Source organism: Paraburkholderia phenoliruptrix (genome assembly GCF_019511605.1).
Classification (GTDB): Bacteria; Pseudomonadota; Gammaproteobacteria; order Burkholderiales; family Burkholderiaceae; genus Paraburkholderia; species Paraburkholderia phenoliruptrix_A.
Map to the genome: position 1 here is coordinate 14,853 of NZ_JAEUAV010000012.1, position 25,163 is coordinate 40,015.

Annotated in this window: 20 protein-coding genes; 14 read left to right on the forward strand and 6 right to left on the reverse strand. The window is 62.7% G+C overall.

The window, feature by feature from the left end; all coding sequences use genetic code 11:
• Positions 1-143: 143 nt before the first annotated feature.
• From JNB89_RS16620 to JNB89_RS16635, 4 genes are read left to right on the forward strand one after another with little or no spacing between them, the layout of a single operon-like run.
• Positions 144-1,325, forward strand: a complete 1,182-nt coding sequence (locus JNB89_RS16620) for a quaternary amine ABC transporter ATP-binding protein (RefSeq protein WP_013343292.1) — start codon at positions 144-146, stop codon at positions 1,323-1,325.
• Positions 1,318-2,220 carry a choline ABC transporter permease subunit gene (gene choW / locus JNB89_RS16625; RefSeq protein WP_013343293.1) on the forward strand — a complete coding sequence of 301 codons (903 nt, stop codon included), beginning with the start codon at positions 1,318-1,320 and terminating at the stop codon, positions 2,218-2,220. Before JNB89_RS16620 ends, choW begins: the two co-directional genes overlap by 8 nt.
• Positions 2,221-2,227: 7 nt before the next feature.
• Positions 2,228-3,226, forward strand: a complete 999-nt coding sequence (locus JNB89_RS16630) for a GlxA family transcriptional regulator (protein WP_013343294.1) — start codon at positions 2,228-2,230, stop codon at positions 3,224-3,226.
• Positions 3,227-3,273: 47 nt separating this feature from the next.
• Entirely contained in the window at positions 3,274-4,236 is a 963-nt protein-coding gene (locus JNB89_RS16635) for a choline ABC transporter substrate-binding protein (RefSeq protein WP_135894548.1), read from the forward strand.
• A 282-nt stretch (positions 4,237-4,518) separates the two neighbouring features.
• Here JNB89_RS16635 and JNB89_RS16640 read toward each other — a convergent pair whose 3' ends face one another.
• A complete protein-coding gene (locus tag JNB89_RS16640; RefSeq protein ID WP_220362985.1) occupies positions 4,519-5,601 on the reverse strand; it encodes a GlxA family transcriptional regulator in 1,083 nt (360 codons plus the stop codon).
• Positions 5,602-5,962: 361 nt separating this feature from the next.
• Here JNB89_RS16640 and JNB89_RS16645 point away from each other — a divergent pair, with 361 nt between their 5' ends.
• From JNB89_RS16645 to JNB89_RS16675, 7 genes are all read left to right on the forward strand, one after another.
• Positions 5,963-7,357, forward strand: a complete 1,395-nt coding sequence (locus JNB89_RS16645) for an L-serine ammonia-lyase (protein WP_013343297.1) — start codon at positions 5,963-5,965, stop codon at positions 7,355-7,357.
• Between the two features lie 66 nt (positions 7,358-7,423).
• A complete protein-coding gene (locus JNB89_RS16650; RefSeq protein ID WP_025602158.1) occupies positions 7,424-8,668 on the forward strand; it encodes a sarcosine oxidase subunit beta family protein in 1,245 nt (414 codons plus the stop codon).
• A gap of 28 nt (positions 8,669-8,696) precedes the next feature.
• Complete coding sequence (locus JNB89_RS16655; protein ID WP_220362986.1) at positions 8,697-9,011, forward strand: sarcosine oxidase subunit delta; 315 nt, start codon at positions 8,697-8,699, stop codon at positions 9,009-9,011.
• Positions 9,008-12,010, forward strand: a complete 3,003-nt coding sequence (locus JNB89_RS16660; protein WP_220362987.1) for a sarcosine oxidase subunit alpha family protein — start codon at positions 9,008-9,010, stop codon at positions 12,008-12,010. Before JNB89_RS16655 ends, JNB89_RS16660 begins: the two co-directional genes overlap by 4 nt.
• Positions 12,000-12,656, forward strand: a complete 657-nt coding sequence (locus JNB89_RS16665) for a sarcosine oxidase subunit gamma (RefSeq protein ID WP_220362988.1) — start codon at positions 12,000-12,002, stop codon at positions 12,654-12,656. The genes JNB89_RS16660 and JNB89_RS16665 overlap by 11 nt, the downstream gene beginning before the upstream one ends.
• Positions 12,657-12,711: 55 nt before the next feature.
• Positions 12,712-12,975: a hypothetical protein gene (locus JNB89_RS16670; RefSeq protein WP_220362989.1), complete on the forward strand. Its 264-nt coding sequence runs from the start codon at positions 12,712-12,714 to the stop codon at positions 12,973-12,975.
• A gap of 165 nt (positions 12,976-13,140) precedes the next feature.
• Positions 13,141-14,559: an MFS transporter gene (locus tag JNB89_RS16675; RefSeq protein ID WP_220362990.1), complete on the forward strand. Its 1,419-nt coding sequence runs from the start codon at positions 13,141-13,143 to the stop codon at positions 14,557-14,559.
• A 67-nt stretch (positions 14,560-14,626) separates the two neighbouring features.
• Here JNB89_RS16675 and ampC read toward each other — a convergent pair whose 3' ends face one another.
• The 4 genes from ampC to betI all read right to left on the reverse strand — a co-directional run bounded on the left by ampC (position 14,627) and on the right by betI (position 19,789).
• Complete coding sequence (gene ampC / locus JNB89_RS16680; protein ID WP_220362991.1) at positions 14,627-15,799, reverse strand: class C beta-lactamase; 1,173 nt, start codon at positions 15,797-15,799, stop codon at positions 14,627-14,629.
• A 173-nt stretch (positions 15,800-15,972) separates the two neighbouring features.
• The gene (gene betA / locus JNB89_RS16685; protein ID WP_220362992.1) at positions 15,973-17,658 is read right to left on the reverse strand and encodes a choline dehydrogenase; all 1,686 of its coding nucleotides are present in this window, start codon (positions 17,656-17,658) and stop codon (positions 15,973-15,975) included.
• A gap of 10 nt (positions 17,659-17,668) precedes the next feature.
• Complete coding sequence (betB, locus tag JNB89_RS16690; RefSeq protein WP_220362993.1) at positions 17,669-19,138, reverse strand: betaine-aldehyde dehydrogenase; 1,470 nt, start codon at positions 19,136-19,138, stop codon at positions 17,669-17,671.
• Positions 19,139-19,201: 63 nt separating this feature from the next.
• Entirely contained in the window at positions 19,202-19,789 is a 588-nt protein-coding gene (gene betI, locus JNB89_RS16695; protein WP_013343307.1) for a transcriptional regulator BetI, read from the reverse strand.
• Positions 19,790-20,041: 252 nt separating this feature from the next.
• Here betI and fdhA point away from each other — a divergent pair, with 252 nt between their 5' ends.
• Positions 20,042-21,241: a formaldehyde dehydrogenase, glutathione-independent gene (gene fdhA, locus JNB89_RS16700; RefSeq protein ID WP_220362994.1), complete on the forward strand. Its 1,200-nt coding sequence runs from the start codon at positions 20,042-20,044 to the stop codon at positions 21,239-21,241.
• 109 nt (positions 21,242-21,350) lie between these two features.
• Here fdhA and JNB89_RS16705 read toward each other — a convergent pair whose 3' ends face one another.
• Positions 21,351-22,349, reverse strand: coding sequence for a GlxA family transcriptional regulator (locus JNB89_RS16705; RefSeq protein ID WP_013343309.1), 999 nt, complete (start codon positions 22,347-22,349; stop codon positions 21,351-21,353).
• A gap of 546 nt (positions 22,350-22,895) precedes the next feature.
• Here JNB89_RS16705 and JNB89_RS16710 point away from each other — a divergent pair.
• Both JNB89_RS16710 and JNB89_RS16715 read left to right on the forward strand, forming a co-directional pair.
• A complete protein-coding gene (locus JNB89_RS16710; protein ID WP_013343310.1) occupies positions 22,896-24,170 on the forward strand; it encodes a serine hydroxymethyltransferase in 1,275 nt (424 codons plus the stop codon).
• 18 nt (positions 24,171-24,188) lie between these two features.
• Positions 24,189-25,160: a dipeptidase gene (locus tag JNB89_RS16715; RefSeq protein WP_013343311.1), complete on the forward strand. Its 972-nt coding sequence runs from the start codon at positions 24,189-24,191 to the stop codon at positions 25,158-25,160.
• Positions 25,161-25,163 lie beyond the last annotated feature (3 nt).

Consider the following 25,163-nt stretch of genomic DNA (forward strand, 5'->3'; position numbering starts at 1 on the left):
GTGCTTGTCGCAAATAGTCGGCTAGGCGTACTTTTTTCTGGCAACTATGTATGCACAGCGCGGACGGACGTTCGCGACGCAGCTTTGCATGGGACCAGGGCATGGGCTTCGCACCGACTCTGGCCGACATAGGAGAGCATTCAATGAATTCCCCGAAGGTCGTGGTTGAAGGGCTGTGCAAGGTGTTCGGCACCAACCCGAAACAGGCGCTCGGCATGCTGGCAGGAGGCGCGACGAAAGAAGAAGTGTTCGCGCGCACCGGCCAGATTGTCGGTGTTCACAACGTATCGTTCGAAGTGAAGGAAGGCGAGATCTTCGTGCTCATGGGCCTGTCCGGCTCGGGCAAGTCGACGCTGATACGCCTGATCAACCGGCTGGTGGAACCGTCGGCGGGCAAGGTGCTGATCGACGGCCGCGACGTGGCCAGCGTCCCGCGCAGCGAGTTGACGGCGCTGCGCCGCAAGGACATGAGCATGGTGTTCCAGTCGTTCGCGCTGATGCCGCAACGCACGGTGCTCTCCAATGCGGCCTTCGGGCTCGAGGTCGCGGGCATGGGACGCAAGGAGCGCGAGGCGCGCGCAATGACGGTGCTGGAGCAGGTCGGCCTTGCAGCGTTCGCGCAAAAGCTGCCGGCGCAACTGTCGGGCGGCATGCAGCAGCGTGTGGGTCTCGCGCGCGCACTGGCCGTGAACCCGTCGCTGATGATCATGGACGAAGCGTTCTCCGCGCTCGATCCGCTCAAGCGCAAGGAAATGCAGAACGTGCTGCTCGAACTGCAGCGCGAGCAGCAACGCACGATTCTGTTCGTGTCGCACGATCTCGAAGAAGCGATGCGCATTGGCACGCGAATCGCGATCATGGAAGGCGGCAAGGTGGTGCAGATCGGCACGCCGCAGGAGATTATCACCAATCCCGCCGACGACTACGTGCGCGCATTCTTCGAAGGCATCGACACGAGCCGCTATCTGACCGCCGGCGATCTGATGCAGACCGACGCCGTGCCGCTCATGCATTCGCATTCTGCGCAGATCGACGTGTCCAGCGTGTCGGCCACGCTGAACGGCAGCGCCGAATACGCGTTCGTGCTCGACAGCGAGCGCAAGATTCGCGGCTTCGTGTGCCGCGACGAAACGGGCAATGCGTCCGCAAAACTCAATTACGTGGAATGCATCCGACGCACTACGCCGCTAGACGACGTGGTCCAACGCGTGGTCGCGAGCCGCGCGCCGTTGCCGGTCGTCGAAGCGGACGGCTCCTACTGTGGTTCGGTCAACAAGACGAACGTGCTGCACGTTCTCACGCGCCATCGAGGTTCTCATGTCTGAAGTCATTCCACTTGGCGCCTGGGTCGATCACGGCGTTCACTATCTGCTCGATCACGACGCAAAGACTTTCGATTCGATCGGCAAGGTCATCGAGAGCTTCGCGGCCATTGTCGAACACGGCCTGCAAGCCGTGCCGATGTGGGCGCTGATGGCGTTCTTCGTCGGCATCGGTTTATGGCGGGTGGGCTGGCGTTTCGCGCTCTTTACGCTGCTCGCGATGCTACTCATTTACGGCACCGGCTTCTGGGATCAGATGGTCATTACGCTGGGCCTCACGCTGTCGTCCACCTTCATCAGCCTCGTGCTCGGCGTGCCGCTCGGCATCTGGACCGCGAAAAGCCGCACCGTGGAAATGATCGTGCGTCCCGTGCTCGATCTGATGCAGACCATGCCCGCATTCGTCTATCTGATTCCGGCTGCGATGCTGTTCGGTCTTGGCCGCGTGCCCGGCATTCTGTCCACCGTGATCTTCGCAATGCCGCCCGCGGTGCGTCTCACGTCGCTCGGCATCAAGCACGTGAATCGCGAAATCGTCGAAGCAGGGCAGGCGTTCGGCTGCACGCCGTGGCAACTGCTCTACAAGGTTCAGTTTCCCAATGCGCTGCCGTCCATCATGACGGGTGTCAATCAGACCATCATGATGGCGTTGTCGATGGTGATCATCGCGTCGATGGTGGGCGCGGGCGGCCTCGGTAACGACGTGCTCGCCAGTATTCAGCGGCTCGACATCGGTCTCGGCTTCGAGAGTGGACTCTCGGTCGTGATGCTCGCGATCATTCTGGACCGCATCACGGAGAGCTTTGGCCGCTCGCCGGGCATGGCACGCGCGCCGCTCTTCTCCGGCTTGCGCAATCTGATGAAGGTGCGCCGCGCGCCGACGGCGCAGCACAGCTGAGCCGCCTATGAAGCGCGACGCGATCACCCACGTCGAAGCCCCGTGCGAGTCGCCGCTCTCGCGGCTTGCACACGTAGGCTTCCTGACCCTGCCGAACTTTTCGATGATCGCGTTCACGAGCGCGGTCGAGGTACTGCGCATGGCCAACTACGTGGGCCGCGCGGAGCATTACAGGTGGTCGGTCATCACGCCCGACGGCGAACCCGCGCGGGCCAGCAACGGCATCACGGTGAGGCCCACCACCACGCTTGCGCAGGCGGGCATGCCGGACGTGCTGATCGTCTGCGCCGGCTGGCACGTGCGCGATTATGTGGACGACACGGTAGTCGCGTTGTTGCGCGACGTTGCGGCTCAGGGCATACCGCTTGGCGGCATCTGCACAGGGCCGTATGCGCTGCTCGCCGCGGGCCTGCTTGACGGTTATCGCTGCACCGTGCATTGGGAAGACATGTCGCCGCTGCACAAGAGCTACCCTCATGTGCGTTTTGCCGACGAGCTCTTCGTGATCGATCGCGATCGCCTGACCTGCACGGGCGGCACCGCGCCGCTCGATCTGATGCTGAATCTGGTGGGCATGCGCCTCGGTCATTCGGTCGCGGCGCAGGTGTCCGAGCAGTTCATCGTGGAAAGGATTCGCGGCTCGACGGATTACCAGCACATTCCGGTCGATGCGCGTGTCGGCTTCACGCGCGCCGAGCTGATCGAAGTAGTGCGGTTGATGGAGGCGAACATCGAAGAGCCGTTGTCGCTCGACGAACTCGCGCGGCTCGTGCATCTGTCGCAACGACACTTGCAGCGCATGTTCAAGATGTTCCTGAGCGTATCGCCAACCCATTATTACCTGACGCTGCGCCTGCGCCGCGCCCGTGAACTACTGCGCAACACCGACGCTTCGATTGCGCGCGTGACCGCCGTCTGCGGGTTTCATTCGCCGTGTCATTTCAGCAAGGCATATCGCGCGCAGTTCGGTCATGCGCCGAGCGTGGAGCGGCGGCTGTCCGCGTGACAGAGCGCAGCAAGCAACAACTTACCCTGAGACCCTGAGGAACCGCCATGAAACGTTTGTGGGCTGCGTCGTTGTGCGCGTTGTCCGTGTCGTCTGCACTGTCTGCATTGTCAGTTACCCCGGCCGTTGCCGCGGAACCGGCTGCGTGCCGCTCCGTCCGTTTTGCCGACGTCGGCTGGTCCGACATTGCGGCCACGACCGGACTTGCGTCGACAATACTGGAGGGGCTCGGCTACAAGCCGACCAAGACGATCGCTTCCGTACCCATCACATTTGCCGGCGTGAAGAGCAAGCAGATCGACGTGTTCCTCGGTTACTGGTCGCCGACCATGGACCCGATGATCGATCCGTTCAGGAAGGCCGGCCAGGTGAACGTGCTGCCCACGCCGAATCTGACGGGCGCGAAATATACGCTGGCGGTGCCGGATTACGCGTATCAGGCGGGCATCAAGTCGTTCGCGGACATCGCGAAGAACTACGACAAGCTGGACGGCAAGATCTATGGCATCGAGCCGGGTAACGACGGCAATGCGCTCATCAAGAAGATGATCGACAGCAATCAGTATGGGCTCGGCAAGTTCAAACTGGTGGAGTCGAGCGAGGCGGGCATGCTGGTCGAGGTGAACCGCGCGATTCGCGACAAGAAGCCGATTGTGTTCCTCGGTTGGGAACCGCATCCGATGAACGTGCAGATGAAAATCGACTACCTGTCCGGCGGCGACGACGTGTTCGGCCCGAACTATGGTGAAGCGAAAGTCATGACGGTCACGCCGACCGATTATGCGGCGCGCTGTCCGAACGTCGCAAAGCTGGTGTCGAACCTGCATTTCACGACGGACATCGAGAACCACGTGATGCTGCCGATCATGAACAAGACGGACCCCAACAAGGCCGCGCGCGAGTGGCTGAAGGCGAACCCCGCGATACTCGACCAGTGGCTAGCGGGCGTCAAGACATTCGACGGCAAGGACGGCTTGCCGGCGGTGAAGGCATATGTAGCCGGAAAGTGATGTGGTTGTTCGCGCCGCGTCGTGCGGCGCGAAAATGTGTGCGACGGCTGTCAGGTCATGAGCCAAATCATGAGCCGACTTGTGAGCGGCTCATGACTGAGTCCTTGAAAGAAGGGCCCAGAGCAGAAAGCGCCGATAACGCCCGGAACAGGTACTGACAACAAGAACCGGGAACAACCGCAATAAGCCCGGTAGATGGCAAGCAATAGCCAGGCAATAGCCAGGCAAGAGCCAGGCAAGAGCCAGGCAATAGCCAGCGGAAAAAGCCCCCGAATCAGGACCTCAAATCGCCTGCGCCCGCCCTGGGAACGTCTCGTCGTAATCCGCACCGTATTCCGCTTCGGCCGGCGTGCCGCGCTGCTCGCGATACATCATCGGCGGCAGGCCGAATTGTTTGCGGAATTCGCGGCCCAGATGCGACGCATCGGAAAAGCCGCAGCTCGACGCAATGTCGGCCACAGTCTTGTCCGAGCTCGTCAGCAGCCAGGCGGCGGTGCGCAGACGCACCTGCTTGGCGTACGCCTGCGGCGCCTTGCCGGTTTCGGCCTTGAAAAGCCGCTCCAGTTGACGCGGCGACAGGTCGAGTTTGCGCGCCAGTTCCTCGAGCGACAGCGAGCGACCCACGTGCTGTTCCATCAGCAGAATCGCGCGCTTGACCTTCGGATGGGTGGCGGGCGCGAGACCCGGCGGATGCGGCTGCGGCGCGTTGCCTTTCTGCATGTCGTCGACAAGCAGAATTCGCAGCGCCTTCTGGACGGTCGCGGTTTCGAAGTGGCGCAGCAGAATAGCGGCTGCAACGTCGATCGACGCGCGCCCGCCGGAACACGTAATGCGCCGCCGGTCGATCACGAAAAGCCGGTCGGCCACCAGCGCCTCTTCGTTGACCGCCGGAAACCGTTCAATGAAGTCCCAATAGTGAAACCAGCTCACGCAGATGCGATAGCCGTCCAGCACCCCCGCGCGCATCAGCGAGAACACGCCTGTACACATGCCGACGAGCGTGGCATCCGTTGCGGCCGCGCGCCGGATGAAAGCGAGCGTCGCGTCGCTCGCAGCCGGTCCGGAATGCAGCAGGCCGCCCACCACGACGACGTAATCGAACGCCTCGGCGCTTTCGAATGTATCCCACGGCGTGATCTGAATGCCGCAGCTCGCGCGCACCGGTGCGAGGGTTTCCCCTATGACGGTCCATGAGCAGCGCACGGGTTTGCTGAAGTCGCCTTCGTCCGCGGACAGACGCAGCAGGTCGACGAAACCCGAGAACGCCGTCAACGTGAAGTTCGGCAGAAGAATAATGCCGAAGCGAATGCGCTCTTTCGGCGCACCGTCTATGGACTGCAGGGGAAGCGGTTCAGCGGAGTTCATGCAATGCAGCCGGAAACGAGTAAAGAGAGTTGAGCCAAGCATAGCACCGGGGCGCGGCGCGGCATGCATCGTAAGGCAGCCGGAGCGGCAACCGCAACTCAAACCGCAACCGCAACTGCAACCACAGGCGCCTGCGTAGTCCCTGTGCGGCGCCAATTCTTCACCGCCTGCGCAGCGCCTGTCGCAAATGCGTCAGAAGGCTTCGTAAATCCGCCGCAGCGCTTGGCGCGCCGGGCAGTTGACGCCACTATCCCACTGTCATGCCGTTTTTATTCTATCGGTTCAATTCGACGTGCGGTGCAATAGGGCCTGTGTAGAGGTAAATCCCGCCACCCAGGTATTGCAACGCATAAGGCACGCCATGAACGTCAGCGTTTTCGATCTCTTCAAGATCGGTATCGGTCCTTCAAGCTCGCACACGGTCGGGCCGATGATCGCTGCTTGCCGTTTCGCGTCGCATATCGAAGATGCGAACCTGCTTGGCTTCGTGCGCCGTGTGAAGGTCGAGCTGTTCGGTTCGCTCGGCGCGACCGGCAAGGGCCACGGCACTGACAAGGCGGTTCTGCTCGGGCTCGAAGGCAACCTGCCCGAACTGATCGACCCGGACCTGATCGAGCCGCGCCTCGCTGCGATTCGCGAGACGAAGCAGCTCTCACTGCTCGGCAAACAGCCGGTCAAATTCGACGAGCGGGAGCACCTCGGCTTTTTCCGCAAACTGATGCCGGGCGCACCCGGTTCGGGCATCGTGCATCCGAACGGCATGCGCTTCCAGGCTTTCGACGAAAACGGGCAACTGCTCGTCGAAAAAGAGTACTACTCGATTGGCGGCGGCTTCGTGGTGAACCGCGAAGGCGACCGCGTGAACGGCGTGCGCGCAGGCGCCGAGGTGCCGTACCCGTTTCGCACCGGCGACGACCTGATGCGCGTATGCCGCGAGACCGGTCTTTCCATCGCGCAGGTTACGCTGAAGAACGAATGCGCGGCACGCCCCGAAAGCGAAGTACGCGAAGGGCTGCTGGCGATCTGGCGCACCATGGCCGCGTGCGTCGAACGCGGCTGCAAGGTGCGCGGCGAATTGCCCGGCCCGATGCACGTGAAGCGCCGCGCGGCCGATCTGTGCGCGCAGTTGCGCTCGCGCTCGGAAGAGTCGCTGCGCGATCCGCTTTCCATGCTCGACTGGGTGAATCTCTACGCGATGGCCGTCAACGAAGAAAACGCCGCGGGCGGGCGTGTCGTCACGGCGCCCACCAATGGCGCGGCCGGCGTGATTCCCGCAGTGCTGCACTACTACGTGAAGTTCATGCACGCGTCGAACGACGAGGGCATCGTCAATTTCCTGCTGACCGCCGCGGCCATCGGCATCATCTACAAGGAAACCGCTTCTATTTCCGGCGCCGAAGTGGGTTGCCAGGGCGAGGTGGGCGTGGCCTGTTCGATGGCCGCGGCAGCGCTCGCCGCCGTTATGGGCGGCACGCCCACGCAGGTGGAAAACGCCGCGGAAATTGGCATGGAGCACAACCTCGGCATGACCTGCGACCCCGTTGGCGGCCTCGTGCAGATCCCGTGCATCGAGCGCAATGCGATGGGCGCAATCAAGGCGATCAACGCGGCGCGCATGGCGATGAAAGGCGACGGACAGCACTACGTATCGCTGGATAACGTCATCAAGACCATGCGGGAAACCGGCGCGGACATGAAGACCAAATACAAGGAAACGTCGCGCGGCGGCTTGGCCGTGAACGTCATCGAATGTTGAAGCACGTTTTGCATATTTCATGAAGCACCAGGCAGCAAGCACCGACAGTACCCACAAGGATCAATGATGAGCCGCTATTCGATATTCAGCCTATTGCGCAACGGGATGTCGTATCACGAGAACTGGGAACGACAGTGGAAGAGTCCCGAGCCCAAACGCGAGTACGACGTGGTGATCGTCGGCGGCGGCGGGCACGGTCTTGCCACTGCCTATTACCTCGCGAAGGAACATGGCGTGCGCAATGTCGCCGTGCTCGAAAAAGGCTGGATTGGCGGCGGCAATACGGCGCGCAATACGACCATCGTGCGCTCGAATTATCTGTGGGACGAGTCGGCCGCGCTCTATGAAAAGGCGATGAAGCTGTGGGAAGGTCTCTCGCAAGACCTGAACTACAACGTGATGTTCAGCCAGCGCGGCGTGATGAATCTCGCGCATACACTGCAGGACGTGCGTGACACCGAGCGCCGCGTGAATGCGAACCGGCTGAACGGCGTGGACGCCGAATTCCTCACGCCCGCGCAGATCAAGGAGCTGGAACCGACCATCAATCTGAACAGCCGCTATCCGGTGTTGGGCGCCTCGATCCAGCGGCGCGGCGGCGTCGCGCGGCACGACGCGGTGGCCTGGGGCTTTGCGCGCGGCGCGGATCAGGCCGGCGTGGACATCGTGCAGAACTGCCAGGTAACGGGCATTCGCCGCAACGGCAGCCAGGTGACGGGCGTGGACACCACCAAGGGCTTCATCAAGGCGAAGAAAGTGGCGATCGTGGCCGCGGGCAACACCTCCACGCTTGCCGATATGGCCGGCGTGCGTCTGCCGCTCGAAAGCCATCCGTTGCAGGCGCTCGTTTCGGAGCCCATCAAGCCGGTGGTCAATACGGTGGTCATGTCCAACGCGGTGCATGCGTACATCAGCCAGTCCGACAAGGGCGATCTGGTGATCGGCGCGGGCGTTGACCAGTACACGGGCTTTGGTCAGCGTGGCAGTTTCCAGATTATCGAAGGCACGCTCGAAGCGATTGTCGAAATGTTCCCGGTGTTCTCGCGCGTGCGAATGAACCGCCAGTGGGGCGGCATTGTGGACGTATCGCCGGACGCGTGCCCGATCATCAGCAAGACCGACGTGAAGGGCCTCTACTTCAATTGCGGCTGGGGCACGGGCGGTTTCAAGGCGACGCCGGGCTCGGGTTGGGCCTATGCGTACACCATCGCGAAAGACGAGCCGCATGAACTGAATGCGCCGTTTTCGCTGGAGCGCTTCTACACCGGCCACCTGATCGACGAACACGGCGCTGCCGCCGTCGCCCACTAACGCACTAGAGCCACAGAGAGACTTAATCATGCTGCTGATCGAATGCCCCTGGTGCGGGCCGCGCGCCGAAACCGAATTTTCCTGCGGCGGGGAGGCGGACATCATGCGTCCGCTCGACACCGAGAAGCTCACTGACAAGGAATGGGGCGACTACCTGTTCATGCGCAAGAATCCGCGCGGCGTGCACCGCGAGCAATGGATGCACACGCAAGGTTGTCGCCGCTGGTTCAAGGCGCAACGCGACACGGTGAGCTACGAGATCCAGGGTTACGAGACGTTTGATCGTCCGCTGCTGAAGATGGATGGCAACGACGGCACCGCACAAGAGGGCAAGAAGCAATGAGCCAGAAAGACCGACTCCCGAACGGCGGGCGTATCAACCGCGCATTGCCGCTCACGTTCACCTTTAACGGCCGCCAATACCAGGGCTATCAGGGCGACACGCTCGCCTCTGCATTGCTCGCCAACGGCCTGCATTTCGTGGCCCGCAGCTGGAAGTATCACCGGCCGCGCGGCATTGTCACCGCGGGTGTGGAAGAACCGAATGCAGTCGTGCAGCTCGAAACCGGCGCGTACACCGTGCCGAACGCGCGCGCGACCGAAGTGGAACTGTACCAGGGGCTCGTTGCAAGCAGCGTGAATGCGAAGCCGAGCATCGAGAAAGACCGCATGGCGGTCAATCAGAAGATCGCGCGTTTCATTCCCGCGGGCTTCTACTACAAGACTTTCATGTGGCCGCGCAAATTCTGGCCCAAGTATGAAGAGGTGATCCGCGACGCCGCCGGTCTCGGCAAGGCGCCCGAGCAACGGGATGCCGATCGCTACGACAAGTGCTTCGCGCATTGCGACGTGCTGGTGGTGGGCGGCGGCCCGACGGGCCTCGCGGCCGCGCATGCAGCCGCGTTGTCCGGCGCGCGCGTGACGCTGGTCGACGATCAGCCGGAACTCGGCGGCTCGCTGCTGTCGTGCCGCGCGGAGATAGACGGCAAGCCGGCATTGCAATGGGTGCACAAGATCGAGGACGAACTGCGGCAAATGCCTGACGTGAAGATTCTTTCGCGCAGCACGGCCTTCGGCTATCAGGACCACAATCTCGTCACGGTCACGCAGCGTCTGACCGATCACCTGCCTGTGTCGCAACGCAAGGGCACGCGCGAGCTGATGTGGAAGATCCGCGCCAAACGCGTGATTCTCGCGACCGGCGCGCACGAGCGTCCCATCGTGTTCGGCAATAACGATCTGCCGGGCGTGATGCTGGCGTCGGCCGTGTCGACCTATCTGCATCGTTATGCGGTGCTGCCGGGCCGCGACGCAGTGGTCTTCACCAACAACGACGACGGCTACCAGTGCGCGCTCGATCTCAAGGCAGCCGGCGCGCAGGTGACGGTGATCGATCCGCGCGCGGGCGAATCGAAGGGCACGCTGCCCGCGCTCGCCCGCCGCTACGGCGTGAAGGTGATCAGCGGGGCGGTGATCACGGCGGCGCACGGCAAATTGCGCGTGGCATCCGTGGACGTTGCGTCGTACTCGAATGGGCAGGTGGGTGCGAAGCAAAGCGAACTGTCCTGCGATCTGCTCGCCATGTCCGGCGGGTGGAGCCCCGTATTGCACCTGTTCGCGCAATCGGGCGGCAAGGCGCATTGGCATGACCAGAAGGCCTGCTTCGTGCCGGGCAAGGCGATGCAGCCGGAGACGAGCGTGGGCGCCTGCAACGGCGATTTCACGCTGGGCCAGGGCATTCGTTTTGCAGTGGATGCGGGCGTGGAAGCCGCGCGTGCCGCGGGTTACATCGTCAAGCGGCCGAACGCGGTGCAGGTGGCCGAGATCAGCGAAGCGAAGATGCTGCCGCTGTGGCTCGTCGGCGGACGCGAGCTCGCCACGCGTGGGCCGAAGCAGTTCGTGGACTTCCAGAACGACGTGTCCGCTGCGGATATTTTCCTCGCCGCGCGCGAAGGCTTCGAGTCGGTCGAGCACGTGAAGCGCTATACCGCGATGGGCTTCGGCACCGATCAGGGCAAGCTCGGCAACATCAACGGCATGGCGATTCTCGCGCAGGCGCTCGGCAAGACGATCCCCGAGACCGGCACGACGACATTCCGCCCGAACTACACGCCGGTCACGTTCGGCACGTTCGCGGGACGCGAGCTGGGCGAGTTCCTCGATCCGGTGCGCAAGACGGCGGTGCACGAATGGCATGTCGAAAACGGCGCGGAATTCGAGGACGTGGGCAACTGGAAGCGCCCCTGGTACTTCCCCAAGAAGGGCGAGAACCTGCATGCGGCGGTGGCGCGCGAATCGCTCGCGGTGCGCACGAGCGTCGGTATTCTGGATGCGTCCACACTCGGCAAGATCGACATTCAGGGCCCCGATGCCGCCAAACTGCTGAACTGGGTCTATACGAATCCGTGGAGCAAGCTGGAAGTCGGCAAGTGCCGCTATGGTCTGATGCTCGACGAAAACGGCATGATCTTCGACGACGGCGTGACGGTGCGCCTCGGCGAACAGCATTACATGATGACCACGACGACCGGCGGCGCCGCGCGCGTGCTCACGTGGCTCGAGCGCTGGCTGCAAACGGAATGGCCGGACATGCGTGTGCGTCTCGCCTCCGTAACGGACCACTGGGCGACTTTCGCCGTGGTCGGGCCGAACAGCCGCAAGGTGTTGCAGAAGGTGTGCCACGACATAGACTTCGCGAACGCGGCATTCCCGTTCATGAGCTATCGCGAAGGCACGGTTGCCGGCGCGGCCTCGCGGGTCATGCGCATCAGCTTCTCGGGCGAACTCGCCTATGAAGTGAACGTGCCGGCGAACGTCGGTCGCGCGGTGTGGGAAGCGTTGATGGCCGCGGGCGCGGAGTACGACATCACGCCGTACGGCACGGAAACGATGCACGTGCTGCGTGCGGAGAAGGGCTACATCATCGTCGGGCAGGATACGGACGGTTCGATGACGCCTCATGACCTCGGCATGGGCGGCCTCGTCGCGAAGTCGAAGGACTTTCTCGGCAAGCGTTCGCTCACGCGTTCGGACACGGCAAAGGCGGGGCGCAAGCAGCTGGTCGGGCTGCTGGCGGACGATCCGTCATTCGTGATACCGGAGGGTTCGCAGATCGTCGCGGGTCCGTTCCAGGGCGATACCGCACCGATGCTCGGGCATGTCACGTCGAGCTATTTCAGCCCGATTCTGAAGCGCTCCATCGCGATGGCAGTCGTGAAGGGCGGCCTCGACAAGATCGGCGAATCGGTCACGATCCCGCTTTCGAGCGGCAAACAGATTGCAGCGAAGATCACCAGCTCGGTGTTCTACGACAGCGAAGGAGCGCGTCAACATGTGGAATGAAACCAAAGTGGCGGCCTCGGTCGTGGATCGCGCCGTCGGCAGTCAAACGGGCGTGTGGCAGGAGTCGCCGCTCGTCGGGGCAGATGCGCTGCTGAAGAAGCATCAGGCAACGGCAGGCACGGCATTCAGGCTTGGCGAGCGGCCGTTTCTCGAACTCGTCAACGTGCGTGGCGATACGCGCGACGCCGCATTCGTCGCGGCCGTGCAGCAGGTTCTCGGCTGCAAGCCGCCGGAAAAGCCGAACACGGTAGCGCGCGGCAATGGCTACGATATGCTGTGGCTCGGTCCCGACGAATGGCTGGTGCGCTCTGCAACCGCACACGACGCGTCCCGCACCGCGCCGTTGCAAGCGGCGCTCGGCACTGCATTTGCAGGGGTATTTGCGTCAGCGGTGGATATCGGCAGCGGCTATACGGTGCTCGAAATAAGCGGCACGCGCACGCGTGAGGTGCTGTCGCGCGGCTGTCCGCTCGATCTTCATCCCAAGCTGTTCGGTGAAGGGCAGTGCGCGCAGAGCCACTATTTCAAGGCGTCGATGACGCTGGTGCCCACCGGCGCGGACAGCTTCGACATCGTGGTGCGCCGCAGCTTCGCGGACTACTTCGTGAAGATCATGCTCGATGCAGCCGAGCCGCTGATGTCGTGACGCGGCGAGCGGTGTTCTGTCGCACCGCTCGCGGCTTTCCCGCTGCGGCACTCACATGACGTCGACCCGTGTCGTCACCGCGCACCTCACCAGGCGCGCGTGTCACCAACGCGATGCCGATGCCGCGCTCGCGCTGCTCGAGCAGAGCATGCTGCTGCGGCACCGGCGCATCGCGCTGATCCGCTATCTGCTCGCGCAGCAACTCGGCGCGCCGCTGCAGGAGCGGCACCATCAATATGTGCAGAAGATTGCCGCGCGGCTGAGCGCGGAGGCGCTCGCGCGCATTGCGAGCGCGGCGCGGGCACGCCTGAACCGATAGCCCCGGCGGTGTTTGCGGGACTTGACGTCTGCATTGGCCCGAACGGCGTCTGCGTTCCATCCGTATGGCGCAATCCTTCTATGTGGCTGTTTTATGTCGGCGTCTACTGAATGCGCTGATCGGAACATCACTCGCGGCTGTCGCCGCATCATTCAGGGGATGCCAATGCCTACCGCTTCTCAGCCGCGCGCCAGTGCCGCGGCGCGACTCGAACGCCTGCCGTTCTCCGGCTATCACCGCACGATCTTCATCATCATTGCCATTGCGTTCTTTTTCGACTCCGTCGATCTCGGCACGATGACTTTCGTGCTGGGCTCGATCAAAACGGAATTCGGTCTTTCCACTGCAACCGCCGGACTCGTGGCGAGCGCGAGCTTCTTCGGCATGGTGGGCGGTGCGGCAGTGGCGGGGCTGCTTGCGGATCGCTTCGGGCGCCGCCCGGTGTTTCAGTGGAGCATGGTGCTGTGGGGCGTGGCTTCCTACCTGTGCTCGACCGCGCAGAGCGTGGAGGCGCTGATCTTTTATCGTGTGCTGCTGGGCTTCGGCATGGGCATGGAGTTTCCGATTGCGCAGACCCTGCTGTCGGAATTCGTACCGGCATCGTCGCGCGGCCGTCTGATCGCGCTGATGGATGGTTTCTGGCCTCTCGGCTTCATTACGGCCGGCGTGGTGTCGTACTTCGTGCTGCCGTCCTTCGGCTGGCGCACGGAATTTGCATTGCTCGCGATTCCTGCGGTGTTCGTGCTGGTCGTGCGGCGCATCGTGCCTGAGTCGCCGCGCTGGCTCGAACATCGCGGACGTCATGGCGAAGCCGACAAGATTCTCGCGCAGGTCGAGGCGAAGGTGATGAAGGCCGCAGGTCTCACGCGCCTGAGCGCGCCCGTCATGCTCGCTGAGCCGGTGGCGGCAAAAGGGGCCGGCGCGTTTCGCGAGATCTGGAGCGCGGCCTACCGGCGTCGCACGATCATGGTCTGGACCTTGTGGTTCTTCGCGCTGCTCGGCTTCTATGGCCTCACCTCGTGGCTCGGTGCGTTGATGCAGCAGGCGGGCTTTGCGGTGACGAAATCGGTGCTGTACACCGTGCTGATTTCGCTCGGCGGCATACCGGGTTTTATCTGCGCCGCGTGGCTGGTGGAACGGTGGGGACGCAAGCCGACCTGTATTGCGTCGCTCGCGGGGAGCGCGGTAATGGCCTACGTGTATGGGCAAACCGCGCTGCACGCGCAAACGCCTACGTTGCTGATCTGCGCGGGGCTCGCAATGCAGTTCTTCCTCTTTGCAATGTGGGCGGTGCTTTACACGTACACGCCGGAGCTATACGGCACCGGTGCTCGTGCAACGGGTTCGGGTTTCGCGTCGGCGATCGGACGCGTGGGCTCGCTGATCGGACCGTATGTGGTGGGCGTGGTGTTGCCGATGTTCGGGCAGGGCGGCGTATTTTCGCTCGGCGCAATGTGCTTCGTAATCGCGGCCGCGGCGGTGTGGATACTCGGCGTCGAGACGCGCGGGCTGGCACTCGAGACGCTGGTTTCCGAAGCCGTGGAGAGCGAGGCTCAGGGCGTGCTGAGCCCGGCACGCGAATGAGGAAACGTGGGTGCGGCCGTACCCGGCTGCACTTTTTTGACGCGTCGTAACAGAAAGTCACTGTTGACTACTGTTGAAGCGGCGCCAGTGCCGACATGATCCGATACGCTGCGCTCACGCGGTCCTCAATGGGAAAGTTTTTATTGGCGAGCAGCACGACGCCTATGCGCTTTCTCGGCACGAACGCAACATAGGCGCCAAAGCCATTCGTTGAACCGGTCTTGTTGATCCACACGTCCTGCTGCGGGGCAAGCGGCGGCTCAATTGCCGTGGCGGGCGTCGGCGTAATGGCCATCGAGGGCGCATTGCCTTCGTGCAAGGTGTCCAACGTGACCGGATACGCGTACTGCTCCCATATCAGGTCCTGCGTCAGCGGGCCGGCCTTGAAATAGCCCGTGTGCGTGGCGGTGATCGCGCGCTCAAGCGTGTCGTCCACTTTTATCAGGTTCATGTTCGCCTGAACGAAGCGGACCATGTCGGCGGCCGTGGTTCGCACGCCATAGGCTTCGTCCGCGAGAACGCCGCCTTTCATGCGGATCGGCGCACCGGCGTTCGTATAGCCTTGCGCATAATCGGACATTCTCGCCGCCGGCACGTGGATGTAACTGTCCTTCATGCCGAGCGCGGGAAAGATGCGCTGTTCGACGAGGGACGCATAACTGCCGCCCATGCTTTTCGCGGCAATCAGCCCCAATGTACCAATGCCGGGGTTGGCATAAGTGCGGTAAGTGCCCGGCGCAAAGGCCGGTTTCCAGGCGCTGAAGTACTGCAGCAACTGAGCGTTGTCATGTATGCCGTCCGGCACCTGAAGCGGCAGACCGCCAGGCGTGTGCGTGCCCAGGTTCAACAGACTCACCTGGCCGAACGCAGTCCCGCGCAATGACGGCAAGTACCGCTGCGTGTCATCGGAGAGATTCATTTTGCCGTTCAGTTGCGCATACGCGGCGAGCGTCGCGGTGAACGTCTTGCTCACCGAGCCGACTTCGAACAGCGTGCGCTGCGTGACCGGCTCGCCCGTCTCGGTGGAGGCCACGCCATAGTCGAACACATACGTGTTGCCGTTGGCGATCACGCCGATCGCCATGCCGGGCACGTGGTGCTTCTGCATGAGCGGCGCGACCGTCGAGTCGACCACGGCTTTGATCTCGCCTGTTGCGTCGTTTGCTGCGAGGCTGGTCGTGGTAGTCGTGCAGAGCGCAAAAACGACACTGGCCATCACGCTAATGACTCCTGGCTTCATTGCTGCGTTTTCCTTGAATTGTGTTGAACAGTGGGCTGACGCAGCACTATCCGCGCTTCCAGCCGCACTGACAATCGAGGAAAACTTGCGGAAAGGCCAAGAAAAAATGATGGGTGGAAAGAGCGCCGCGCTACTTTCCGCCCAATAACACCCGCGAGCCCCCGCTGCGCAAATCAGACCGTGGCGCGCTCGCGCTTTCTGGACGGTGCGCCGTTAGCAACGAAGTAGGGCGTGTCCACCCGCGGTAGTGCCTCGCGTCCGCGAATCCGGTCTGCGATTTTTTCGGCCAGCATGATGGTCGGCGCGTTCAGATTGCCGGTGGTGATGCGCGGCATGATGGATGCGTCCACGACACGCAGTCCCTGCATGCCATGCACGCGTCCTTCGTTGTCCACCACGGCCATGTCGTCGTAGCCCATCTTGCACGAGCATGAAGGATGAAACGCCGTCTCGGCGCGCTCCCGTACAAATGCGTCGAGCTGTGCGTCGGTAGTGAGTTCTGCGCCTGGATTGAGCTCGCGTCCACGATAGCGATCCAGCGCCGGCTGCCGCATGATCTCGCGCGTAATGCGAATGCCGTCGCGGAACTCGCGCCAGTCGAGCGGATCGGCCATATAGTTGAAAAGAATGCTGGGGTGGGCCGCCGGGTCGCGCGAGGTCAGCTTCACGCGGCCACGGCTCGGCGAGCGCATCGACCCGACGTGCGCCTGGAAACCATGCATTTTGATCGCATTGGAGCCGTTGTAGTTGATCGCCACCGGCAGAAAGTGATACTGGATGTTGGGCCACAAATCGTCGTCGCGCGTACGGATGAAACCGCCCGCTTCGAACTGATTGCTCGCGCCGATGCCGGTGCCGTTCAGCATCCATTCGAGTCCGATGGCCGGCTGGTTCCACCACTGCAACGCGGGGTAAAGGGACACCGGCTCCTTGCACTCGTACTGGATATACATCTCCAGATGATCCTGCAGATTTTCGCCGACGCCAGGCAGATCGTGCACGAGCGGAATGTCCAATTCCCGCAGCCATGTGGAGCGGCCCACACCGGAGCGTTGCAGCAGTTGCGGCGACGCGATCGCGCCGCTGCACACCAGCACTTCGCGGCGCGCGTGCGCGTTGATGCAGGCGCCGCCATGCAGATAGGCGACGCCCACCGCGCGTTTGCCCGAGAACAGCACGCGGTCGGTCAGCGCGTGCGTGACGATGGTCAGATTTGGCCGCGCGTTCGCACGGTCGAGATAACCGCGTGCCGTGCTCGCACGCCGGCCGTTCGGCGTGACTGTACGATCCATCGGCCCAAAACCTTCCTGCTGATAGCCGTTCAGATCGTCGGTGCGCGGAAAGCCGGCCTGCACGCCGGCTTCCACCATGGCGGCGAACAACGGATTGTTGCCGGGCTTGCTGGTGGTCACGTGCACCGGACCGTCGCCGCCGTGGTACGCATTGGGGCCTATGTCACGCGTTTCGGCTTTGCGGAAATAAGGCAGGCAGTCCAGATAGCTCCAGTTTTCGAGGCCGCGGCGCTCGGCCCAGCCGTCGTAATCGAGCGCATTGCCGCGGATATAGCACATGCCGTTGATCAGCGAGGAGCCGCCCAGTCCCTTGCCGCGGCCGCATTCCATGCGACGGTTGTTCATATGCGGCTCCGGGTCCGTTTCGTAGGCCCAGTTGTAGCGGCGCCCTTGCAGCGGATACGCGAGGGCGGCCGGCATCTGCGTGCGGAAATCGAAGCGGTAATCGGGGCCGCCTGCCTCGAGCAGCAGCACGCTCACGTCGGCGTCTTCGGTGAGACGCGACGCCAGCACATTGCCGGCCGAACCCGCGCCGACGACGATGTAGTCGTATTCATTCTTACTCATGACAGCGCCCTCAGAACACCGGTTGATAGGCACCCAGCTCGACCTGCACGGACTTGATGCGCGTGTAGTGCTCGAGCGTGGTGATGCCGTTTTCGCGGCCTACGCCCGATTGTTTATAGCCGCCTACCGGCATCTCCGCGGGTGACTCGCCCCACGTGTTGATCCAGCAAATGCCTGCTTCAAGCCGATGAATCACGCGATGCGCGCGCGACAGGTTTTCGGTGACGACGCCCGCGGCGAGACCATAGGCAGTGCGATTCGCGCGTGCGATGACTTCCTCTTCATCGTCGAATGCGAGGATGCTCATGACCGGCCCGAAGATTTCCTCGCGCACGATGCGCATGTCGTCGCGGCAGGAAGTGAACACGGTGGGCTCGACATACTGGCCGCGGCCGAAATGGCCTTCGCTCAGACGCTTGCCGCCGGCGATCAGGCGCGCGCCTTCCTGTATGCCGCTTTGAATGTAGCCCAACACCTTCTGCAGTTGCACGGCGCTCACGAGCGGACCGAAGTTGGTCGTTGCCTCTGTCGGCGCTCCCACGCGAATGCGCTTGACGCGTTCGAGCACCAGAGCCTCGAAGCGCTCCAGCACATTGCGCTGCACGAACACGCGCGTGCCGTTCGTGCAGACCTGTCCCGAGCTGAAGAAGTTGGCGCTCATGGCGATGTCGGCGGCACGTTCCAGATTGGCGTCGTCGAAAACCAGCAACGGCGACTTGCCGCCCAGTTCCATCGTCACTTCCTTAAGCGACGACGCGCCCGCCATCGACATGACTTTCTTGCCGGTTTCCACGCCGCCGGTAAATGAAATCTTGTCGATGTCCGGATGGCCGGCGAGCAGTGCGCCCACCCGGCCGTCGCCTTGCACGACGTTGAAGACGCCCGGCGGCACGCCGGCCTCGGTGTAGATTTCGGCGAGTTTCAGGGCCGTGAGCGGCGTCACTTCGCTCGGCTTGAAGATCATCGCATTGCCCGCGGCAAGCGCCGGCGCCGACTTCCAGCACGCTATCTGAATCGGATAGTTCCATGCGCCAATGCCCGCGCACACGCCGAGCGGTTCGCGCCGCGTGTACACGAACGACGACGGCCGCAGCGGAATCTGCTGACCTTCTATGGCGGTCGCCAGCCCCGCGTAATACTCGATCACGTCCGCGCCGGTGACGATGTCCACCGCCTGCGTTTCCGCAATCGGCTTGCCGGTATCGCGCGTTTCAAGGGTGGCAAGTTCGTCGTTGCGCTCGCGCAGAATCTCGACTGCCCGGCGCAGAATTCGCGAGCGCTGCATGGCCGTGAGCGCGGCCCACGCGCGCTGACCCTCGCGCGAAGATTGCACCGCGCGGTCGATGTCCGCGGCGCTTGCCTGTTGCACGGCAGCCAGCGTTTCGCCGGTCGCGGGGTCGACGGTGTCGAAGGTTTCACCGCTGGTCGCCTCGACATAGGCGCCGCCGATATAGAGACGTTGCGTTTCGAATACCGCCATTGCTTGCTCCTTGATAAAGATCTCGCCGGGCGTTGGCGTGCTGCCGCGCAGCGCCAAATAAGGCTATTCGCGTGCCGCCAGAACCAGGTCGATGTATTCGTTTGCCACGCGCAGCGCCGCTTTCGTGTCGAACGGTTCGCCGGACAATGCGCCGCGCAGCCACAATCCGTCGATTAGTGCGGCAAGCCCGCTGGCCGCGCGCCGTGCTGCCGCGCGCGGCAGCGCTTTCGAAAAGTCCGCGCACAGATTGGAGTTCAGACGGCGCGTATTCACGTACTGCAAGCGCCGCAAGTGCGGCTTGTGCATGCTCTCCGACCAGAATGCGAGCCACGTCTTCATGACGGGCGCACTGGTCTGTTCAGCGTCGAAGTTGGCCGCCACCACCGCGCGCAGTTTCGAGCGCGGGTCGGCCTTCGCCGCACGCCGCCGCCGCGCGGTGGCCTGCCACAAATCTCGCAGCACATGTCGCATGGTGGCTTCGAGCAGACCGTCCTTGTCGCCGAAGTAGTGGCTGACGATGCCGGTGGAAATGCTCGCGCGCTGCGCGACCGAGGCCAGCGTGGCCCCGGCGAGGCCGGTCTGGTCGATGGTGAGCAGCGTCGCGTCGATCAGCTGAGCGCGGCGGATTTCGCGCATTCCGAGCTTGGGCATGGGGTTGATGTGCAGATTGAGTGACGCGCGGCCGGCAGGCGGTTCGCGTGCTGCGGGGCCTATTCGATCGACGCATGGTAGTTTTTTTATATTGAACGGTCAATCAATAAAAACAGGGCGCGGCAGGTATGTCGGTTGGAGTCAAACCCGTGTCGCGTTGGGTGTAGGTGGTGATGCACGACGGGCGCTACGCTCGTTGAACGGCGTGCGGCGCACAGGCCGCGCACCGCTTACAGGACATGGAGACAATCAATGAGCAGCAATCGCGGCGTCGTCTATCTGGGACAGGGCAAGGTTGAAGTGCAATCCATCGACTATCCGAAGATGGTCGACCCACGTGGCCGTGCAATCGGTCACGGTGTGATTCTGAAGGTAGTCAGCACGAATATTTGCGGCTCGGACCAGCACATGGTGCGCGGTCGCACCACTGCCGAGGTCGGCCTCGTGCTCGGCCACGAAATTACCGGCGAAGTAATCGAAGTGGGCCGCGACGTGGAAATGCTCGCCATCGGCGATCTCGTCTCGGTGCCGTTCAATGTGGCTTGCGGCCGGTGCCCGACCTGCAAGTCGCAGCATACGGGCGTGTGCCTGAACGTCAATCCTTCGCGCGCGGGCGGCGCATACGGATATGTTGACATGGGCGGCTGGATCGGCGGCCAGGCCGAGTACGTGATGGTGCCGTACGCCGATTTCAATCTGCTGAAGTTTCCCGACCGCGCGCAGGCCATGGCGAAGATCCGCGACCTGACATGCCTGTCCGATATTCTCCCCACCGGCTATCACGGCGCGGTCATGGCAGGCGTGAAGCCCGGCGCGACGGTCTACATCGCGGGTGCGGGGCCGGTCGGCATGGCGGCGGCCGCGTCGGCGCGCCTATTGGGCGCGGCATGTACGATTGTCGGCGACATGAACGAAGCGCGCCTCGCGCATGCCCGCAAGATGGGTTTCGAAACGGTGGACTTGTCGAAAGACGCGACGCTCGGCGAACAGATCGAGCAGATTCTCGGCAAACCGGAAGTGGATTGCGCGGTGGATTGCGTGGGCTTCGAGGCGCACGGCCACGGCAGTAGCGGTTCGCATGAAGAGGCGCCGGCCACCGTGCTCAACTCGCTGATGGAAATCACGCGGGCCGCGGGCGCGATCGGCATTCCGGGCCTCTACGTGACCGACGATCCGGGCGCCGTTGACGCCGCCGCGCGCAAAGGCAGCCTGAGCATCCGTTTCGGCCTTGGTTGGGCGAAGTCGCATTCGTTCCACACCGGCCAGACGCCGGTTATGAAGTACAACCACAATCTGATGCAGGCGATCTTGTGGGACCGCCTGCCGATTGCGGACATCGTGAACGTGACGGTGGTGTCGCTCGATCAGGCGCCGGACGGCTATCGCCAGTTCGACGGCGGCGCGCCGCGCAAGTTCGTGATCGATCCGCACGGGCTGCTGAAGGCGGCGTGAACGCGTCGGAGTAGAAGCGCGCAATAGAAAACGCGTTGAACGCAAGCTCGTTCAACGCGTTTTTGCCGATATGGACGATAGAGCTTAAACAGGCGCAGCGCGGCGCTTTTCAGGCCGCCAGCACCGGCGGCGCGGAAGACAGCGAAGGCGCCTGCTTGCGACGCTCGCGCGTGGGCGCGGTGCCGAATGCATCGCGATAGCTCTTCGAAAAGTGGCACGCCGACTGGAAGCCGCACGCCATCGTAATGTTCATGATCGACATATCGGTTTGCAGCAGCAGCTCGCGTGCGCGCCGCAAACGCAGTGTCAGATAGTAGTGCGTCGGCGTCATGCCGAGATGCTCGCGGAACAGTCGCTGCAACTGACGTTGCGACATGCCGGCAAGGCGTGCCAGTTCCTCGCGCGACAGCGGTTCTTCAATGTTGTTCTCCATCAGCGAGATCACTTCGAACAGCGACTTGTTGGCCGAACCGAGCCGCGCCACAAGCGGCATTTTCTGTTGTGCGCTCGTGTCGCGCACATGCTCGACGATGAACTGCTCGGCGATCTGCGTAACGCGTGCGGTGCCCACGCGCGGCGCGATCAGGTTCAGCATCATGTCGAGCGGTGCGACGCCGCCCGTACAGGTCACGCGATCGCGGTCCACCACGAACAGTTCTTTCAGAAAGCGCGTATCGGGAAACTCTTCCTTGAGCGCCGACATGTTCTCCCAGTGAATTGCACATGCATAGCCAGCGAGCAGGCCGGCACGCGCGAGCGCATAAGTGCCGGTGCACAGACTGCCGAGCACGCAACCCATGCGCGCAAAACGGCGCAATGCCGACAGATGCGCGGGAGTGGTCGCGCGTTGTACGTCAATGCCGCCGATCACGAACACGATGTCGGGCTGGCCGACACATTCGACCGGACCGGTGTCGACGGACAGTCCATTACTCGCGGTCACCGGGCCGCCCTCGGGGCTGACGATCGACCAGCGATAAAGCGTCTGTCCCGTCAGGTAGTTCGCCATGCGCAGCACTTCGATCGCATTGGTGAACGCGATCATCGTGAAGTTCGGAACGGGCATGAAGGCGAAATGCGACAGTGACGCCGTGCGATCGGTGGACATGGTGAGGAGTGATTCCTTCGAATCTATAGTGTCGCGTCGCTGGGGGGAGCAGCGACCTATGTAATTTTGAGTACTAGCGCAACTACCATGCCATCAGGCTAAACCCTTGGTTGTCGCGGCTTGCGCGTAGGCGGCGCTGTGAATCGCGGCACGCGAGGCACCACAACAGCGCCGCGCGCTATCGCGCATCGCACCGCGAACGCGCATTGCGTTCAGCCGCAGTGCAGCATTGCCTTTTCGGCGAACGATCGTGCGATACACCTTCGCGGTCGTGCGTCGGGCGCATGCATTAGTGCGATTAATGGTTAACCAGCGCTTTTCACCAGTGACTAAACCGCCTCTGCCAATTGCGCAAAGGCGGTTTCCCGCGCGACTTGTCGAAAATGGTCGCCTATGGCGGAAAAGGTAAAGAACGCGTCTGAATTCATAAATTGACGCGCCAAGCAAGCGTCAAGAATAGACGTACGCAATCCGGCGTCGGCAGGGCAGAAACGAAGGCCTGTCAACGCTTGCAGCGCCTAACGTCAACGACTCTACGGACCTTCCATGTCGAACCCGAATCCTTTCTTTGAAGATTCGCTCTCCGCGCGCGATGCGGCGGTGCGCGGCGCAATTCTGAAAGAACTCGAACGCCAGCAGTCGCAAGTCGAACTGATCGCGTCGGAAAACATCGTGTCGCGCGCGGTGCTCGAAGCGCAAGGCTCGGTTCTGACCAACAAGTATGCCGAAGGTTATCCGGGCAAGCGTTACTACGGTGGTTGCGAATATGTCGACGAGATCGAGACGCTGGCGCTCGATCGGATCAAGCAGCTCTTTAACGCAAAGTTCGCGAACGTACAGCCGCATTCGGGTGCGCAGGCCAACGGCGCGGTCATGCTCGCGCTGGTGAAGCCGGGCGACACGGTGCTCGGCATGTCGCTCGACGCGGGCGGTCACCTCACGCACGGCGCGAAGCCGGCGCTTTCCGGCAAGTGGTTCAACGCGGTGCAGTACGGCGTGAATCGCGACACGCTGCTGATCGACTATGAGCAGATCGAAGAACTCGCGCAGCAGCACAAACCCGCGTTGCTGATTGCGGGCTTCTCCGCGTATCCGCGTGCGCTGGACTTCAAGCGGTTGCGCGCGATTGCCGACAGCGTCGGCGCGAAGCTGATGGTGGATATGGCTCACATCGCGGGCGTGATTGCGGCGGGACGTCATGCGAATCCGGTCGAACATGCTCACGTGGTCACGTCGACCACGCACAAGACGTTGCGCGGCCCGCGCGGCGGTTTCGTGCTGACGAATGACGAAGAGATTGCGAAGAAGATCAACTCGGCGGTGTTCCCGGGCCTGCAGGGCGGCCCGCTGATGCATGTGATTGCCGGCAAGGCGGTCGCGTTCGGCGAGGCGCTGCAACCGGGCTTCAAGACCTACATCGACAGTGTGCTCGCCAACGCGCAGGCGCTCGGCGAAGTGCTGAAAAACGGCGGCGTGGATCTCGTCACGGGCGGCACGGACAACCATCTGCTGCTGGTCGATTTGCGTCCCAAGGGGCTAAAGGGCAATCAGGTCGAGCAGGCGCTGGAGCGCGCGGGCATCACCTGCAACAAGAACGGCATTCCATTCGATACGGAAAAGCCGACCGTCACCTCCGGCGTGCGCCTCGGCACGCCGGCAGGCACGACGCGCGGCTTCGGCGTGAACGAGTTCCGCGACGTGGGCCGTCTGATCGTGGAAGTGCTGGACGCGCTGCGCGAACACCCCGAAGGCCATGCGGCCACCGAACAACGCGTGCGCCGCGAGATCTTTGCGCTGTGCGAGCGCTTCCCCATCTACTAAGAACGCCTGGAGCAAACGATGAGCAATCTGCACGAAAACAGCATCATCATCGACGGTCTGAACATTTCGAAGTTCGAGCGCTCGGTGTTCGAGGACATGCGCAAGGGCGGCGTGACCGCGGTGAACTGCACCGTGTCGGTGTGGGAGAGCTTCCAGAAGACGGTCGACAACATTGCGGAGATGAAGCAGCAGATCCGCGAATATGGCGAGATTCTGACGCTCGTGCGTACGACCGACGACATTTTCCGCGCGAAGAAAGAGAACAAGACGGGCATTATTTTCGGCTTCCAGAATGCACACGCGTTCGAAGACAACCTTGGCTATATTGAGGCATTCAAGGATCTCGGCGTGAACGTGGTGCAGCTTTGCTACAACACGCAGAACCTCGTCGGCACCGGCTGTTATGAGCGCGACGGCGGCCTGTCGGGTTACGGCCGCGAAGTGATCCAGGAGATGAACCGCGTCGGCATCATGGTCGATCTCTCGCATGTGGGCGGCAAGACTTCGTCCGAAGCAATTGCGGCTTCGAAAAAGCCGGTGTGCTATTCGCACTGCTGCCCGTCGGGCCTGAAAGAGCATCCGCGCAACAAGAGCGACGAGCAGCTGAAAGAGATTGCGGACGCAGGCGGTTTTGTCGGCGTCACGATGTTTGCTCCGTTCCTCAAGCGCGGTGCGGACGCGACTGTCGACGACTATCTCGAGGCAATCGAATACGTGGTCGATCTGATCGGCGAAGATCAGGTCGGCATAGGCACCGACTTCACGCAAGGCTACAGCACCGAATTCTTCGACTGGATCACCCACGACAAGGGCCGCTATCGCCAGTTGACGAACTTCGGCAAGGTCGTGAACCCGGAAGGCATTCGGACCATCGGCGAGTTTCCGAATCTGACCGCCGCGATGGAGCGCGCGGGCTGGAGCGAGACACGCATCAAGAAGATCATGGGCGAGAACTGGGTGCGCGTTTTCGGCGAAGTGTGGAAGGTCTGAGCC

Bases quoted from the DNA above. Each gene is read 5' to 3' on its own strand.
- JNB89_RS16620 (WP_013343292.1), top strand. From the start codon at position 144: ATGAATTCCCCGAAGGTCGTGGTTGAAGGGCTGTGCAAGGTGTTCGGC.
- choW (WP_013343293.1), top strand. From the start codon at position 1,318: ATGTCTGAAGTCATTCCACTTGGCGCCTGGGTCGATCACGGCGTTCAC.
- JNB89_RS16630 (WP_013343294.1), top strand. From the start codon at position 2,228: ATGAAGCGCGACGCGATCACCCACGTCGAAGCCCCGTGCGAGTCGCCG.
- JNB89_RS16635 (WP_135894548.1), top strand. From the start codon at position 3,274: ATGAAACGTTTGTGGGCTGCGTCGTTGTGCGCGTTGTCCGTGTCGTCT.
- JNB89_RS16640 (WP_220362985.1), bottom strand. From the start codon at position 5,601: ATGAACTCCGCTGAACCGCTTCCCCTGCAGTCCATAGACGGTGCGCCG.
- JNB89_RS16645 (WP_013343297.1), top strand. From the start codon at position 5,963: ATGAACGTCAGCGTTTTCGATCTCTTCAAGATCGGTATCGGTCCTTCA.
- JNB89_RS16650 (WP_025602158.1), top strand. From the start codon at position 7,424: ATGAGCCGCTATTCGATATTCAGCCTATTGCGCAACGGGATGTCGTAT.
- JNB89_RS16655 (WP_220362986.1), top strand. From the start codon at position 8,697: ATGCTGCTGATCGAATGCCCCTGGTGCGGGCCGCGCGCCGAAACCGAA.
- JNB89_RS16660 (WP_220362987.1), top strand. From the start codon at position 9,008: ATGAGCCAGAAAGACCGACTCCCGAACGGCGGGCGTATCAACCGCGCA.
- JNB89_RS16665 (WP_220362988.1), top strand. From the start codon at position 12,000: ATGTGGAATGAAACCAAAGTGGCGGCCTCGGTCGTGGATCGCGCCGTC.
- JNB89_RS16670 (WP_220362989.1), top strand. From the start codon at position 12,712: ATGACGTCGACCCGTGTCGTCACCGCGCACCTCACCAGGCGCGCGTGT.
- JNB89_RS16675 (WP_220362990.1), top strand. From the start codon at position 13,141: ATGCCTACCGCTTCTCAGCCGCGCGCCAGTGCCGCGGCGCGACTCGAA.
- ampC (WP_220362991.1), bottom strand. From the start codon at position 15,799: ATGAAGCCAGGAGTCATTAGCGTGATGGCCAGTGTCGTTTTTGCGCTC.
- betA (WP_220362992.1), bottom strand. From the start codon at position 17,658: ATGAGTAAGAATGAATACGACTACATCGTCGTCGGCGCGGGTTCGGCC.
- betB (WP_220362993.1), bottom strand. From the start codon at position 19,138: ATGGCGGTATTCGAAACGCAACGTCTCTATATCGGCGGCGCCTATGTC.
- betI (WP_013343307.1), bottom strand. From the start codon at position 19,789: ATGCCCAAGCTCGGAATGCGCGAAATCCGCCGCGCTCAGCTGATCGAC.
- fdhA (WP_220362994.1), top strand. From the start codon at position 20,042: ATGAGCAGCAATCGCGGCGTCGTCTATCTGGGACAGGGCAAGGTTGAA.
- JNB89_RS16705 (WP_013343309.1), bottom strand. From the start codon at position 22,349: ATGTCCACCGATCGCACGGCGTCACTGTCGCATTTCGCCTTCATGCCC.
- JNB89_RS16710 (WP_013343310.1), top strand. From the start codon at position 22,896: ATGTCGAACCCGAATCCTTTCTTTGAAGATTCGCTCTCCGCGCGCGAT.
- JNB89_RS16715 (WP_013343311.1), top strand. From the start codon at position 24,189: ATGAGCAATCTGCACGAAAACAGCATCATCATCGACGGTCTGAACATT.